This is a genomic window from Streptomyces sp. NPDC005648, from assembly GCF_040605395.1.
Lineage (GTDB): Bacteria > Actinomycetota > Actinomycetes > Streptomycetales > Streptomycetaceae > Streptomyces.
Genome location: NZ_JBEXCS010000089.1, coordinates 1 through 15,234 on the forward strand (window position 1 = coordinate 1; position 15,234 = coordinate 15,234).

Here is a 15,234-nt window from a genome sequence, read left to right on the forward strand (position 1 = left end):
ACGGTGATCTTGCCGCCCACCACGGAGACCTTCTTCCAGGTCTGGCCGTAGTCGTACGACACGTACACCGTCAGCGACTTGAGGTTGCCGCCCTTCGCCGAGCCCTCGACGGTCACCGGGATCTTGACCGTCTTGCCGGCCTCGACCTTGCTGCCGAGGTCCGTGGTCGCGTTGAAGCGGACCGTGGACGCCGGAAGCTTGGTGAGGGCGGACGGTTTCTTCGAGCTGAACGTCCAGCTCGCGTCGATCCGGGTGGACGCGGCCGCGACCTTCACACTGCGCTTGACCGACGTCGTCAGCTTGTACGACGCCTGGCCGGCCGGCACCTTGAACGCCTTCTCGCCGAACAGCGGGTCGTCGTTGGAGCCGACCTTGGCGCCGTTGCGGTACAGGGTCGTGGCGACCGAGGTGAAGGCCGAGGAACCGGCGTGCGCCGACGAGTCGGCGAACAGCGGGACCACGCCGTAGATGTTGTTGCCGTCACGGTAGAGACCGAAGTCGGCGTTCAGGTGCGGGCCGAAGACCGCCCGGTTGAACGTCTTCGAGTAGGTCTGGCCCGCCTTGAACGTCTGCGCGGCACCGAGCGTGTAGTACGCCTCGGAGACCGGGAAGCCGTCCGAGCCGACACCGCCGTCCTGCTCGAACTCCATCTCCCACTTGACGCCGTTGGTGGCCGACAGGTGCAGCTTCCGCGTGGAGGGCAGCGTCTGGCTGATGCCGATCGCGGAGGCTCCGCCGCTGAACGGCAGCCAGCCGTACGCGCTGACCGAGCCCTTCTTGCCGCTCGCCGCACCGCCCAGGCCGACGTTGACCGTGGCCAGCTCGCTCGTCTTCCAGTGCTTGGTGAAGCCGGTGGCGAGCTGCTTGACGACGGCGCCGGTGGTGGCGCTGTACTCCTCCTTGTCACCCTTGGTCCAGTGGCCGTCCCACTGCTGGGTCACCGAACCGTCGGTGATCTGCGGACCGAGGTGCGCGGTGCGGAAGTTGTCGTACGACTGCAGGAACCAGCCGAAGCTGAAGCCCGAGTTCGGCGTGTTGACGTCGTACTCCGGTGAGGCGAACGCCGACTTGGCGCTCGCGTCCGGCACCGTGATGTCGACCGGCTTCGCCTTGCGGGCGTCGATCGTGATCGCGGTGTCCTTGGTGACGTTCAGCTTGGGCTGGGCCAGCCAGTCGGCGCCCTTGGAGAAGTCGTCCGGGTCCACGTAGACCGCGGAGTTGAGGATGTAGCTGCCCTTGGGCACACGCACGGTGGCGGTGCCGGACGGGTCGTACGGCGAGTAGAACTTGCCGGCGCCGAGACCGGTGAGGCCGGCCAGGCTCGCGTCCCAGTTCTTCGCCGCGTTGCCGTCCCGGTCCAGGACCTTCACGGTGACGTCGTACGACTCGACCTCACGCGTCACGGCGGTGGCGGTGCGGACGGTCTGGCCGCCGCCCGTCGCCGTCACATACGCCGAGTACGAACCGTCCAGCGTGCCGCCCAGCTTGGTGTTGACGGTGACGTCGACCGAGGTCTTGCCGCCCGCGGGGACGGTCACCTTCGACGCGCCCAGCTTGAAGAAGCCGGCGGGAGCCGCCTGGCCCTTCGGGTTGGTGGCCGCGATCGCCAGGTTCAGCGTGACGTCCTTGGTGCCCAGGTTGCGGTACGTCAGCTGCTTGGTGACCGGGGTGTCGTCGGTGTGCGGCCACTGCTGGGTGCCGAAGCTCACCGACACCGGGTCGGCGATCACCGACTGCTTGATGGCTTTGTCGACCGCGATCCGGCCCGAACCCTGCTCGTACGGCGTGTACTTGCCGCCCTTGGCCGATCCGGTCAGCGCGCCCTTGAGCTCGGAGAACTTCCAGTCCGGGTGCTCCTGCTTGAGCAGCGCCGCCGCGCCCGCGACATGCGGGGTCGCCATCGACGTACCCGAGATGGTCAGGTAGCCCGGCGGGTTCTCGCCGACCTCCTTGTCGATCACGCTGCCGGGAGCGGCCGCCGCGGTGATGTCGACACCGGGGGCGGTGACGTCCGGCTTGATCTGGCCGTCGAGACCCGGACCGCGGCTGGAGAAGGACGCCAGCTTGTCCTTGTCGTCGACCGCGCCGACGGTGAGCGCGTCGGCCGCGCTGCCCGGCGAACCGATCGTCTCGTCGCCGAAGTCGCCGTCGTTGCCGGCGGCGATGGCGAAGAGGATGCCCTTCTCCTCCGAGAGCTTGTTGACCTCGGCTTCGAGGGGGTCGATCTCCGGGGTGTCGCCGCCGCCGAGGCTCAGGTTGACGACGTCGGCGCCCTGCTGGGCCGCCCACTCCATACCGGCCAGGATGTTCGAGTCGTCACCGGAGCCGGTGTCGTCGAGGACCTTGCCGTTGAGCAGCTTGGCGTCCGGGGCGACGCCCTTGTACTTGCCGTTGGACTTCTTGCCGGTGCCGGCCGCGATGGAGGCGACATGGGTGCCGTGGCCGAAGTGGTCGTCGGCGTCGGCGGCGGTCGAGAAGTTCTTGGACTCGATCACCTGGCCCTTGAGGTCCGGGTGCTCGGCGTCGATCCCGGTGTCCAGGACGGCGATCTTGACGCCCTTGCCGGTGTAGCCGGCGGCCCACGCGGTCGGCGCGCCGATCTGCGGCACCGACTTGTCGAGGCTGGCCGTGCGGACCCCGTCGAGCCAGACGTGCGCGATGCCGGAGGCGGTCCGGTCGCCGTTGGTCACGGCGTCCCACAGCTCGGACGCGTCCTGCTTCGGCGTCTGCACGGCGTCCGCGTTGAGCAGCCTCAGGCTCTCGCGGACCTTGCCGGCGTCGCGGACGTCGGCCTTGGTGGCCGCTGCGGCGCCCTGGTAGCCGACGATGACCTTCAGCCCCTTGGCCTGGGACTTGCGGGTCGCCGCCTTGTTGAGCTCGGTGACGTCGAAGAGCCGCTGGTCGACCCTGCCGGTCGCGATCATGCGGGAGACGTCGGCCGGCACGACCAGGGTGTGGCCGCCGGCCCTGCGTATCTGTACGGGTATGTGCTCGCGGCCCTTGGCCGGCTCCAGGCCGACGACACGGCCCTTGGCGTCCACGGCGACGCGGTCACCCGTGATGAGCGTGATGTGGTGCTTGACGGCGAGCGAGGACTTCGCCGCCGTCGAGACGGCCGAGCCGGTCTGCTCGGTCTTCGCCTGCGCGGGGCTGGTCATCCCCGCCGCGAGGGCCACCGCGGCCGCCGCGGCGACGGTACCCGCGCATGCTCGTTTGATCTGTCTGCGCAAAACTCCCCCTTGGAGCGGGTCCGGCCGCGCGGAACGGCGGCCGGACCCCATGGATGCGTCTACGGGATCGGTTACTTGGCGTAGTACGCGTTGTAGATCGAGATCGTCGACTTGTTGTTCTTCTTGTCGGTGATCTTCGCGTGGAAGGAGATCGCCTGGCCCTTGGCCGGGTTCTTCACGGTGATCTTGCCGCCCACCACGGAGACCTTCTTCCAGGTCTGGCCGTAGTCGTACGACACGTACACCGTCAGCGACTTGAGGTTGCCGCCCTTGGCGGCGCCCTCGACGGTCACCGGGATGGAGACCGTCTTACCCGCCTCGACCTTGTTGTCCAGGCCCGTCTTCGCGTGGAAGCGGACGGTGGAGGCGGGCAGCTTGGCCACCGTGTCGGCGGCCGGCTTCTTGGAGGTGAACGTCCAGCTCGCGTCGATGCGGGTGGACGCCTGCGCCACCTTGACGCTGCGCTTGACCGACGTCGTCAGCTTGTACGACGCCTGGCCGGCCGGGACCTTGAACTCCTTGTTCCCGAACAGCGGGTCGTCGTTGGAGCCGACCTTGGTGCCGTTGCGGTAGAGCGTCGTGGTGACCGCGGTGAAGTCGGAGGAACCGGCGTGGCCCGCCCCGTCGGTGAACAGCGGCAGGAAGCCGTAGATGCTGTTGCCGTCGCGGAAGAGACCGAAGTCGGCGTTCAGATGCGGGCCGAAGACGGCGGTGTTGTAGGTCTTCGAGTACTTCTGGCCGGCCTTGTACACCTGCGGGTCGCCGCCCGTGTAGTAGGCCTCGGAGACCGGGAAGCCGTCCGCGTCATGGCCCTTGTACTGGTCGAAGTCGAAGGCCCACTGGATCTTGTCGGCGGTCGACAGGTACAGGGTGCGGGTGCCGGGCAGCTTCTGCTCGACGGGGTTGCCGAAGACGAGGTCCTGGGGGAACTCGCCCATGGTGGTGATCCCACCGGTCTTGCCGGGCTCGCCCGAGCCGAGGTTGGCCTTCACCGTGGCGAGCTCGCCCGCCTTGAAGTGCCGGACCTTGCCGCCCTGGAACCTCTTCACCACGGCGTTCGTGGCCACGTCGTACTCGGTGTCGTCGCCCTTGGTGAACTGGGCGCTCCAGGTCTGCTGCAGCCCGGAGACATCGCCGCCGAGCGAGGCGACGCGGATGTCGTCCCAGCTCTGGGCGCCGAAGGCGAAGCCGATACCGGCCGCGTCATAGCCGTAGTCGATCATCGCGGACTGCTGCTTGGCCTGCGCGTCGGGCACGGTGATGTCGGCGGCCCGGGTCCTGCGGGCGTCGACCGTGACCGAGAGGTCCTTGGTGACGTTCAGGCTCGGCTGGACCAGCCAGTCCAGGCCGCCCGTGAAGTTCACCATGTCCTTGGCGATCCAGGCGTCGAAGAGGTACTTGCCCTTGGGCAGACGCATCGTGGTCGTACCGGAGTTGTCGACGGTCACCGCGTAGCCGCGGCCGTTCGCCAGGCCGGAGTAGCCGAGCAGGACGTCGTTGTAGTCGGCGGTCGGCTGACCGTCACGGCCGATGTGCTTGAAGGTGACGCTGTACGACTGCACCTCGCGCTGTACGGCGGCGGCGGTACGGACCGTCTGGCCGCCGCCCGTCGCGGTCACGTACGAGGAGTACGCGCCGTCGAGCGTGCCGCCCAGCTTGGTGTTGACGGTGAAGCCGACGGAGGCCTTGCCGCCGGCCGGGACCTTGACCGTGGTGGCGGCCAGCTTGAAGAAGCCGGCGGGCGCCGCCTGCCCCTTCGGGTTGGTGGCCGTGGAGGTCAGCTTCAGCGTGACGTCGGTCTTGCCGAGGTTGCGGTACGTCAGCTGCTTGGTGACCGGCTTGTCGTCGGTGTGCGGCCACTGCTGGATGCCGAAGCTCACCGACACCGGGTCGGCGATGACGGTCTGCTTGATCGCCTTGTCGACGGCGATACGGCCCGAACCCTGCTGGAACGGCGTGTACTTGCCGCCCTTCGCGGAACCGGTCAGCGCGCCCTTGAGCTCGCTGAACGTCCAGTCCGGGTGCTCCTGCTTGAGGATGGCGGCGGCACCGGCGACATGCGGGGTCGCCATCGACGTACCCGAGATGGTCAGGTAGCCGGGCGGGTTCTCGCCGACCTCCTGGTCGATGACGCTGCCCTTGGCCGCGGCGGCCGTGATGTCCACGCCCGGGGCGGTGACATCCGGCTTGATGGAGCCGTCGAGGGCCGGGCCGGTCGAGGAGAAGTCGGCCAGCTTGTCGCTCTTGTCGACCGCGCCGACGGTGAGGGCGTCGGCCGCGCTGCCGGGCGAACCGATCGACTCCGGGCCGGAGTTGCCCGCGGCGATCGCGAAGAGGATGCCCTTCTCCTCGGACAGCTTGTTGACCTCGGCCTCGAGCGGGTCGATACCGGGCGTGTCCTGGCCGCCGAGGCTGAGGTTGACGATGTCGGCGCCCTGCTGGGCCGCCCACTCCATGCCGGCGAGGATGCCGGAGTCGTCACCGGAGCCGGTGTCGTCGAGGACCTTGCCGTTGAGGATCTTGGCGCCGGGAGCGACGCCCTTGTACTTGCCGTTCGACTTCGCGCCGGTACCGGCCGCGATGGAGGCGACATGCGTGCCGTGACCGAAGTGGTCGGTGGCGTCGGCCGCGTCGGAGAAGTTCTTGGACTCGATGACCTGCGTCTTCAGGTCGGGGTGGGTGGTGTCGACACCCGTGTCCAGGACGGCGATCTTGACGCCCTTGCCGTCGTAGCCGGCCGCCCAGGCCTTCGGGGCGCCGATCTGCGGCACGGACTTGTCGAGGCTGGCCCTACGGGTGCCGTCGAGCCAGACGTGGGCGATGCCCGAGGCGGTCCGGTCGCCGTTGGTCACGGCGTCCCACAGCTGGGGCGTCTCCTTGTAACTCGTCTGGACCGCGTCCGCGTTGAGGGTCTTGAGGGTCCGGCGCAGGGTGCCCGCGTCACGGACGTCGGCCTTGGTGGCGGTGGCCGCCCCCGTGTAACCCACGATGACCTTCAGGCCCTTGGCCTGGGACTTGCGGGTGGCCGCCTTGTCGAGTTCGGTGATGTCGAAGAGCCGCCGGTCCAGCTTGCCGGTGGCGACCAGCCGGGCCGCGTCCGCCGGCACGACGAGCGTGTGGCCGTCGGCCTTCTGGATCTGGACGGGTATGTGCTCGCGCCCCTTCGCCCGCTGTACGCCGACGACACGGCCCTTGGCGTCCACGGAGACGCGGTCGCCGGTGATCAGGGTGATGTGGTGCTGGGACGTGAGCCGAGACTGCGGGGCAGCCGCCGACTGCTCCGCCGTGGCCGACGCCGGGCTGGTCATACCCGCCGCCAGAGCAACCGCGGCCGCCGTGGCCACGGTTGCCGCGCATGCTCTTTTCACTTGTCTGCGCAAGTCTCCCCCTGGAGATGAGGTACCGGGCGAAAACCCCTGTCACCCGGCCGGGGGTGGTCTCGCACGCAAGCGCGTACACCCCCCGGAATACGCAGTATGCCGGGGGGTGATCAGGCACCTCAATAGATGAGAGAGAGGTGAGAGACGACCTTCACGACTGTTACGAGCCTGCCCGGAAGCCGTTACCGTTCCGTCGAACTAGGCGCCCGCGTTTTCCTTGACAGTGAGCTTGCCCTTGCGGATGGTGGCCAGCCGCGGGGCCTTCTTCGCGATCGCCGAGTCATGGGTGACCATGATGAAGGTCAGCCCCAACTCCTTCCACATACGCTCCAGTACGTCCATGATCTCGTCGCGCATGGACTCGTCGAGGTTGCCGGTGGGCTCGTCGGCGAGAAGCACCTTGGGCTGCTTGACGAGGGCGCGGGCGATCGCGACACGCTGCTGCTGTCCGCCGGACATCTCGCCGGGCAGATGTGCCAGCCGCTCCCCGAGGCCCACCGACGTGAGGGCTTCGGCGGCCCGTTCGCGGCGGTCCCTGGTCTTCACACCCATCGGTACGAGAGCGGCTTCCACGTTTTCCTGGGCCGTGAGGGTGGGAATGAGGTTGAAGCTCTGGAAGACGAACCCGATGTTCTCACTGCGGACCCCGGTGAGCTTGGCCTCGGAGAGCTTGGCCAAGTCGGTGCCGTCGAGCACCACTTCACCCGACGTGGGCCGGTCCAGCCCGCCGAGCATCTGCAGCAGCGTGGACTTGCCGCCGCCGGTGGGGCCCTGGATGACGAGCCTGTCTCCGTCGGCGATGGCGAGGTCCACACCGTCGAGGGCGTGGACGGTGTCCTTGCCCCGGGTGTAGCGCTTGGTGACGTTTCTCAGTTCGTACATGGAGCAACTCCTGGAGTGGGTGGGGAGGTCGGGGCCGGGCGGGAGCTACTCGACACGCCTGAGCGCATCCGCCGGACGCAGCCGTGACGCCCGCCAGCCGCCGAAGGCACCGGCGATCAGACCGCCCGCGACCGCGAGGGCCACCGCCAGGACGATCGTCGTCACACTCACCGGCGCGGTCAGCGCGACCTCCAGGGACTTCGCCGCCTGCCGGCCGGGGCCGCCGCCGAAGGCGCCTCCACCGAAGCCGCCGCCGCCCGGGCGGGTGCCGCCACCGCCACCGCCGCCCAACTGCGCCTGCAGCGTGGGGCTCACGGAGGTGACGACGTACGCGCCCGCCAAGCCCAGCGCGATACCCAGCGCACCGCCCAGCAGCCCGTTCACCATGGCCTCGCCGACCACCTGCCGGGTCACCCGTCCCGACTTCCAGCCCAGGGCCTTCAGCGTGCCGAACTCACGTACGCGGCGGGACACCGCGGACGAGGTCAGCAGGCCCGCCACCAGGAACGCCGCGATGAGCACGGCGATCGAGAGCCACTTGCCGACATTGGTGGCGAGGGAGGACGCCGTGGACAGGGAGCCCGAGACCGTCTTCGCGAGGTCCGACGACGTGGTGACCGTCGTACCCGAGACGTTCTTCTGGATCGTCGACTTGACGGAGTCGATCTGCTGGGAGTCCGTCGCCTTGACGTAGATCGTGGTGACCTTGTTCTTCTCACCGGCCAGCGTCTGCGCCTGCTGCAGCGGGATGTACAGGTTGGCCGCCGAGTCACCGCTGTCCGCCGTCGCGATGCCGATCACCTTGAACTTGACGCTCTTGATGGTGACCGTGGAACCGACCTTGTACTTCTTCTCCTTGGCGTACGCGGAGTCGGCGACGACGACCTTGGCGTCGGTCTCCGTCGTCTTGAAGGTACGGCCACTGGTGATCTTCGACGAGGTCAGCGGGCCCAGACCGGTCCTGGTGACGTCGGTGCCGTAGACCGAGTACGTGTTGAGGCTGAAGTCGGCGCCGCCGCCGCGTACTTCACCCTGGGGAGCCCCGGTGCCGCCGTTGCCCTGGCCACGGCCGCCGCCCGCGCCGCCGGAGTTCGGGTTCTGCTGGAACTGGCCCCGGGTGAACTGGCCGCTGACCTTCACCACGTTGAGGCTCAGCCCGCCCACCGCGGAGGAGACGCCCTTCTGGCTGCCGACCTTGGTCACGGTGGAGGAGGCGAGGGTGGTGAAGCCCTGCACGATGACCCGGTCGCTGCTCTGCGTCGAGGAGCTGCCGTTGTTCTGCGCGTCGAACTGGAAGCGCGGACGCTGGGAGCTGTCGGCGGTCGGGGTGGCCGCCTTGCTGACCGTCATGTCCGTGCCCAGGCCGTAGAGGGACTGGAGGACCTTGTCCTGTGCCTTCCCCATGCCGTTGGACACGGAGTTGACCACGATGACCAGCGCGATGCCCAGCGCGAGACCGGAGGCGACGACGAGGGCCGCCTTTCTGCGGCGGCGCAGTTCGCGCCTCAGGTAGGTGAAGAACATGGCCGCAAGGTAGGGACGGCGCGTGATGACTCGATAAGGCCGAAATAAGAGATGCATGAGAAGGCTGTGGCGGACCTCGGAAAGGCCCCGGAAAACACCGATACCGCCCCTGGGGGCGGCATCGGAGAGCTGTGGACTGCCGGTGGGTCAGACGGCCGAGCCCGCCTTCCAGTCCGCCCAGCTCAGGTTCCAGCCGTTGAGGCCGTTGTCCGGCTGGACGATCTTGTCGCCGGTGTTGGAGACGACCACGACGTCACCGATGATCGAGTGGGTGTACATCCAGTAGGCCGGCGTGCTGGTGTCGTTGGCGCCCTTGGTGTCGGACAGGCCCACGCAGCCGTGGCTGGTGTTGACCGAGCCGAAGATCGACTTCGCGCCCCAGTAGTTGCCGTGCAGGAAGGTGCCGGAGTTGGTGAGCCGGATGGCGTGCGGCACGTCCTTGATGTCGTACTCGGCCTTGCCGTCGTTGTCGGTGAAGCCGACGGTCGTGCCGTTCATCCGGGTCTGCTTGTACTTCTCCGACATCACCATGACGCCGTTGTACGTGGTGTGCTCCGGCGAACCGGCCGAGATCGGGATGGTCTTGATCGTCTTGCCGTCCTGCGTGACCTTCATCTGCTTGGTCTTGGCGTCGACGTAGGAGACCTGGTTGCGGCCGATGTGGAAGGTGACCGTCTTCTGCTGCACCCCGTAGACACCGGAGGCGCCCTCGACACCGTCGAGCGCCAGCTTCAGCGTGATGGTGGAGTTCTCCTTCCAGTACTCCTCGGGGCGGAAGTCGAGGCGGTTGGCGCCGAACCAGTGCCCGACGACCTCCTGGCCGCTGCTGGACGAGACCGTGATGCCCTTCTGGACCGCGGCCTTGTTGGCGATCGCCTTGTTGAAGTTGATCGACACCGGCATGCCCACGCCGACGGTCGAACCGGCCTCGGGGGTGAAGTTGCCTATGAAGCTGTTGGCCGGGGAGACCGTGGTGAACGAGGCGTTCTCGTGGGCCTCCAGACCCTTGGAGTCCTTCGCGGTCGCCGCCACCTTGTAGGTGGTCGAGCGCTCCAGCTGGGCGGTCGGCTTCCAGCTGCTCTTGTCGGCGGAGAAGGTGCCGGCGACGGCGGTGCCGCTCTCCGTCGTCATGGTCACGCCCGTGAGCGTGCCCTTGCTGACGGTGACGGCCGCGGAGTTGTTGATGGAGGCGTTGGCCGAGCCGTCCTTGGGCGTGATCCTGATGTCGGCCTCGGAGGTCTCCTTGGCCGCCGCCTCGTCGGCCTTGGCCTGAGAGGTGTCCTCCTTCCCGCTGCCGGAGGCCTTGCCGTCGCCGCCGCCGGAACAGGCCGAGAGCACCAGAACCCCGCCGAGCAGTGCGGACGCGACCGTCAGGCCCCTGCGCCGCTTACTGTTCGTCATCACACGCTTCTCCATCGTTGCCGTTTCCCCGAAACCCCGAGAGTTCCCCGTTGACGAACTTCAACGCTAAGGCCGGGCTCTCCCGTTCCACCTTCCCGAGAGGTGTGGGGCACGCCACGTCCGCCGGGGCGGAGGGTGCCGAAGGTGCGGGTGCCGGCCGAACGCGTCTCATGAGACGACGAGACCCCGGACGACGGTTGCCGCCCGGGGTCATGACCTTCCCGAGCCGCTCAGACGGCGCCGCCCTCCTCGTCGTCCTCGTCCACATCATCCTCGTCCAGGTCCCACTCGGGCGAATCGGGGTCGTAGTCGATGGGCTCGCTGGACCAGGAGGCCTGCACCAGCTCCACCCCCGGCACCTCGCCGACCAGGTCGAACGGGTCGACGAGATACGCGAGGGCCTCCGCCGTGTCTTCCGTCACAGCGCCCTCGGCATGGGCCCGCTCGTCGTCCGGCATGTCGGTCTCACCGGCGATCCGCTGCAGCGCGGCCTTGGTGACCTCGTCGGCGTCGTCGATCTCGACGACGAGATCCACCCGAAGCCGTACAAAACGTGATGTCTCTTCAGTGCTCATGGCGCGAGCGTACGACCCATTCCTCCCGTGACTTTCCCGTGACCCGCGCCTTTCACTAACATCGGCCCACACGGCCAATTCGCCGACGCCACAAGGGGATCGATATTCCGTGTCATCCGCTCGCCGCCCGTTGCTGACCGCCACCGCCGCAGCCACCCTGCTGGGCGCCCTGTGGTTCGTCCCGTCCGCCAACGCGACCCAGGACAGCCCGGCGAGAACACAGCCCTCCCCCACGGCGACGACGCAGGCCAGGGCCACTTCGGCGACGAGTCCGAGCGACACCGGGACGACCGCCGACGACACCGTGCTCGCCGACACGGGCGCCTTCGACACGACCCCGTACGTCATCGGCGGGACCGCGTTCCTCACGCTCGGTGCGGGCTTCGTGGTCTATTCGGTCCGCCGTGAACGCCTCGGCTTTTAAACCTGCTTGACGATTTCTTGGCGCAACCTTCATAGTCCGATCATGAAGAGATCATCGGGCGTGCGCACAGCCGCCACGGTCACCGTGAGCGCCCTGTCGCTCGCCCTCGTCACGGGATGCGGCGGCAGCTCCGGTCCGGACGAGGCGAAGGACTCCTCGGCGGGCAAGGGCTCCTCCACCACCGCGGCCGCGAAGGCGTACACGGCGGCCGAGCTGGAGAAGCTCGTCATCGCCAAGGGGGACGTGGCCGGCTACGACGTCCGGTCGGCCGACGCCGGCGGCGAGTACGCCGCCTCCAAGGACCTGGTGAAGGTCACGGACGCCAAGTGCGCCCCGATCGCCTACATCATCACCGGCTTCGCACCGGGCGACACGACCTCGTACGCGCACCGCATGGTGACCCGGGCGAGCGACCAGCCCTCCCCGACGGGCACCTCGGACGAGGATCTCGAGAACGCGATGAACGGCCTCGACGACTTCCTGAACTCCACGATGACGATCGTCTCCCTCTCCTCCTACGACGGCGGGGGCGCGCGGGAGACGATGAAGTCCGTGTCCGCCGCGGTGAGCGGCTGCGCCGGAGGCTTCACCGTCTCCGCGAAGGGCCAGGACACCCAGAAGTTCACCAAGGTCGCCGAGGAGAAGTCCGCCGCCACCGCCGACGAGTCGGTCGCCTTCGAGGTGACGGGCAGGACGGAGGGCGAGAACCAGGTCGTCCACGCCGTGGTCGCCCGCCACGGCTCCACGATCGCCACGTACTACTCGATCAGCCTGGCCGCGATGGCCGGCAAGAAGAGCGACTACAGCGTCCCGGCCGAGGTGATGAAGGCCCAGGCGGCCAAGCTGAAGTAGGAGGGAGGGCCCCTGCCCCACAGGGCCCCACCTCTTTCCTGTTTCCTACGACCGCTCGACCACTCGACTACCGCAGCGGGCCGGTGACGGTCTCGACGGCGGCGACCAGCTTGCCCTCGCGCACGAACGCGTCCGCGGCCGCGAGGTCGGGCGCCAGGAACCGGTCGGGGCCCGGCCCCGCGACCCCGGCGGCCCGCGCGGCCCCGATGGCGGCCCGCGAGGCGGGCGCCGGGGTCAGCCCCTCCCTCAACTCGATGGCCCGGGTGGCGGCGTAGAGCTCGATGGCGACGACCCGGGCGAGGTTGCCGACGGCGGTCCGCAGCTTGCGCGCGGCGGACCAGCCCATGGAGACGTGGTCCTCCTGCATGGCGGAGGAGGGAATGGAGTCGGCCGAGGCCGGGACCGCCAGCCGCTTCATCTCACTGACCAACGCGGCCTGCGTGTACTGGGCGATCATGAGCCCGGAGTCCACACCGGCGTCGTCCGCGAGGAACGGCGGCAGCCCGTGGCTCCGGTTCTTGTCGAGCAGCCGGTCGGTGCGGCGCTCGGCGATGGAGGCGAGGTCGGCGGCCGCGATGGCGAGGAAGTCGAGGACGTACGCCACCGGGGCACCGTGGAAGTTGCCGTTGGACTCGACCCGCCCGTCGGGCAGTACGACGGGATTGTCGACGGCGGAGGCGAGTTCCCGCTCGGCGACGAGACGTGCGTGCGCGAGGGTGTCCCGGCCGGCCCCGGCGACCTGCGGAGCGCACCGCACGGAATAGGCGTCCTGGACCCGCGGAGCGTCGTCCTGGTGATGCCCGGTGAGCTCCGAACCCTTCAGTACGGCCAGCATGTTGGCGGCGGAGGCGGCCTGCCCCGGGTGCGGCCGGATGGCGTGCAGTTCGGGGGCGAGCACCTTGTCCGTGCCGAGCAGCGCCTCGAGGCTCAACGCGGCACTGACGTCGGCGGACTTGTAGAGCATGTCGAGGTCGGCGAGGGCCATGACGAGCATGCCGAGCATGCCGTCGGTGCCGTTGAGCAGCGCGAGCCCCTCCTTCTCCCGCAGCTCGACGGGCACGATGCCGTGCTCGGCGAGCAGCTCACCGGCAGGCCGCACGACTCCGTCCGGCCCTTCGGCGTCCCCCTCGCCCATGAGGGTCAGGGCGCAGTGCGAGAGCGGTGCGAGATCTCCCGAGCAGCCGAGCGACCCGTATTCGTGTACGACGGGAGTGATCCCGGCGTTGAGCACGTCGGCCATGGTCCGGGCGACCTCGGGCCGTACGCCCGTGTGTCCCGAGCAGACGGTCTTGAGCCGCAGGAACATCAGGGCCCGTACGACCTCCCGCTCCACCCGCGGTCCCAGCCCGGCCGCGTGCGAGCGGACGATGTTGCGCTGCAGCTGGGCGCGGAGCTCCTGGCTGATGTGCCGGGTCGCCAGGGCACCGAAGCCGGTGCTGACGCCGTAGACCGGCTCGGGCTTGGCCGCCAGCGCGTCCACGATCTCCCGGGCGGCCGCGAGGGCGGCCACCGCCTCGTCCGCCAGCTCGATGCGAGCGCCGCCGCGGGCCACGGCAAGAACGTCGGACGCGGTGACACCCGTCGTCCCCACCACCACAGTGTGCATATCCATATTCAGGAGCGTACGCACTGAAGACGAGAATGTCACCAGTGGGTGGCCGGTACGCCCCTTACATGGTCGAGGCGTTGCGGCCCGTCCGGCGTTTGAGGACGAGGCCGTTGGGGCCGAAGCGGGGGTCCGGGGGCGGCAGCCCCCAGGCGGTCAGGTGGGCCGGCCCCGGAAGCGGCGGCGTTCCGGGCTCTCCCCGGAGGGGCCCGCGTCGGCCAACCGCACGACCGGATCGTCGGGCCCCTCCCGCCCCGCCACCACCGGCTTCCCCGCGCGCAGCGCCTTCGCCCGGTACTGGGCCGCGTCCGCCAGCCGGAACAGCCGGCGGGCCGAGCGGACCGGCCCGATCGCGTCCTCCGTGGAGGCGACCCCGCACGCCACCCCCTCCCCCAGCTCCAGCTCACCGGCCCGGCGGCACAGTTCGTCCGCGGCCTTGACCACCTCGTCCGCGGACGGCCCGACCGCGAGCAGACAGAACTCGTCACCGCCCAGGCGAGCGGCCAGCGCCCCCGGCAGCATCGCGCCGCACAGGGAGAGGACGGACCCGAAGCGTTCGAGCAGCCGGTCGCCCACCGCGTGCCCCCGGGTGTCGTTGACCCGCTTCAGCCCGTTCAGGTCGCACACCACCAGGCTGACGACCGTCCCGTCGGCCCGGTGCCGCTCGATGGCCTCGTCCAGCCGCACATCCACCGCCCGCCGGTTGGCGAGCCCGGTGAGCGCGTCGGTGTAGGCCAGCCGTCTCGCCTCCTCCAGCCGCTCCGCCTGCGCGATCCCCGCGGCGACGACCGCCGCCAGCACGGTCGCGAAGTCGGCGTCCCCCCGGTCGAAGACGGGCACCCCGGCGGGCCGGGCGACATACAGCTCGCCCCACGCCCGCCCGTTCAGCACGATCGGCGCGACCACACAGCAGCCGCGCCCCCGGCGCCGTAGCGCGGCGACGCGCTGATGGACGTATCCCGGCCGCCGCCCCGCCGCGGGCCCCTCGGCCGTCTCGACCCACGCGTTGGGCTCACCGCCCCCGGCCCACCGCTCGTGCAGGAACTCGGTGATCTCGGGGAACTGGTGCACCGGGTACGACTCGTCCTCCGGGAACTCGTCCTCGCCCTCGGCCCGCTCCCCCACGTTGACGAGGACCCTGAGCCGGCCGAGCTCCCGCTCCCACACCGACAGCGCGGCGAAACTCCCGCCCAGCGCCCGGCACGCCCCGACGGCCGCCGCACGCCACGCCCCACGCGAACCGTGGGCCGCCGCCATGCCCTGCGCCAACGCGACGACAGCCGACAGCCGCTTGTCCTCACCCATCACTCCAGGTTAGGGAGGTTTCGGACGTTTCGTACTTCCGGGTACGGCGGTGGGG

At 69.3% G+C, this 15,234-nt stretch carries 10 protein-coding genes; 2 read left to right on the forward strand and 8 right to left on the reverse strand.

Going from position 1 to position 15,234, the window contains the following annotated elements:
* From ABZT17_RS35680 to ABZT17_RS35705, 6 genes are all read right to left on the reverse strand, one after another.
* Window positions 1-3,218: S8 family peptidase (locus ABZT17_RS35680; protein WP_356355370.1), on the reverse strand; the 3,218-nt coding region annotated here is incomplete at its 3' end.
* A gap of 83 nt (window positions 3,219-3,301) precedes the next feature.
* Window positions 3,302-6,538 carry a S8 family peptidase gene (locus tag ABZT17_RS35685; protein ID WP_356355316.1) on the reverse strand — a complete coding sequence of 1,079 codons (3,237 nt, stop codon included), beginning with the start codon at window positions 6,536-6,538 and terminating at the stop codon, window positions 3,302-3,304.
* Window positions 6,539-6,808: 270 nt separating this feature from the next.
* On the reverse strand, window positions 6,809-7,492 hold the full coding sequence (locus ABZT17_RS35690; protein ID WP_356355318.1) for an ABC transporter ATP-binding protein: 684 nt from the start codon (window positions 7,490-7,492) through the stop codon (window positions 6,809-6,811).
* 45 nt (window positions 7,493-7,537) lie between these two features.
* Entirely contained in the window at window positions 7,538-9,016 is a 1,479-nt protein-coding gene (locus ABZT17_RS35695) for an ABC transporter permease (RefSeq protein WP_356355319.1), read from the reverse strand.
* Between the two features lie 147 nt (window positions 9,017-9,163).
* Window positions 9,164-10,432 (reverse strand): Ig-like domain-containing protein, encoded by a 1,269-nt coding sequence (locus ABZT17_RS35700; RefSeq protein ID WP_356355321.1) that lies wholly within the window; start codon window positions 10,430-10,432, stop codon window positions 9,164-9,166.
* Window positions 10,433-10,647: 215 nt separating this feature from the next.
* Entirely contained in the window at window positions 10,648-10,992 is a 345-nt protein-coding gene (locus ABZT17_RS35705; RefSeq protein WP_356355323.1) for a hypothetical protein, read from the reverse strand.
* Between the two features lie 109 nt (window positions 10,993-11,101).
* Here ABZT17_RS35705 and ABZT17_RS35710 point away from each other — a divergent pair, with 109 nt between their 5' ends.
* Both ABZT17_RS35710 and ABZT17_RS35715 read left to right on the forward strand, forming a co-directional pair.
* Window positions 11,102-11,416, forward strand: a complete 315-nt coding sequence (locus tag ABZT17_RS35710) for a hypothetical protein (protein ID WP_356355325.1) — start codon at window positions 11,102-11,104, stop codon at window positions 11,414-11,416.
* Between the two features lie 42 nt (window positions 11,417-11,458).
* On the forward strand, window positions 11,459-12,268 hold the full coding sequence (locus ABZT17_RS35715; protein WP_356355327.1) for a hypothetical protein: 810 nt from the start codon (window positions 11,459-11,461) through the stop codon (window positions 12,266-12,268).
* A 67-nt stretch (window positions 12,269-12,335) separates the two neighbouring features.
* On the opposite strand, the gene hutH is transcribed toward ABZT17_RS35715, so the two are convergent.
* Together hutH and ABZT17_RS35725 are read right to left on the reverse strand one after the other, a co-directional pair.
* Entirely contained in the window at window positions 12,336-13,874 is a 1,539-nt protein-coding gene (gene hutH / locus ABZT17_RS35720) for a histidine ammonia-lyase (protein WP_356355372.1), read from the reverse strand.
* 156 nt (window positions 13,875-14,030) lie between these two features.
* Complete coding sequence (locus ABZT17_RS35725; RefSeq protein WP_356355329.1) at window positions 14,031-15,179, reverse strand: GGDEF domain-containing protein; 1,149 nt, start codon at window positions 15,177-15,179, stop codon at window positions 14,031-14,033.
* Window positions 15,180-15,234: the final 55 nt, after the last annotated feature.

Excerpts from the sequence above, each read along its gene's own strand:
- ABZT17_RS35685 (WP_356355316.1), bottom strand. The coding sequence starts at position 6,538 with ATGACCAGCCCGGCGTCGGCCACGGCGGAGCAGTCGGCGGCTGCCCCG.
- ABZT17_RS35690 (WP_356355318.1), bottom strand. The coding sequence starts at position 7,492 with ATGTACGAACTGAGAAACGTCACCAAGCGCTACACCCGGGGCAAGGAC.
- ABZT17_RS35695 (WP_356355319.1), bottom strand. The coding sequence starts at position 9,016 with ATGTTCTTCACCTACCTGAGGCGCGAACTGCGCCGCCGCAGAAAGGCG.
- ABZT17_RS35700 (WP_356355321.1), bottom strand. The coding sequence starts at position 10,432 with ATGGAGAAGCGTGTGATGACGAACAGTAAGCGGCGCAGGGGCCTGACG.
- ABZT17_RS35705 (WP_356355323.1), bottom strand. The coding sequence starts at position 10,992 with ATGAGCACTGAAGAGACATCACGTTTTGTACGGCTTCGGGTGGATCTC.
- ABZT17_RS35715 (WP_356355327.1), top strand. The coding sequence starts at position 11,459 with ATGAAGAGATCATCGGGCGTGCGCACAGCCGCCACGGTCACCGTGAGC.
- hutH (WP_356355372.1), bottom strand. The coding sequence starts at position 13,874 with ATGCACACTGTGGTGGTGGGGACGACGGGTGTCACCGCGTCCGACGTT.
- ABZT17_RS35725 (WP_356355329.1), bottom strand. The coding sequence starts at position 15,179 with ATGGGTGAGGACAAGCGGCTGTCGGCTGTCGTCGCGTTGGCGCAGGGC.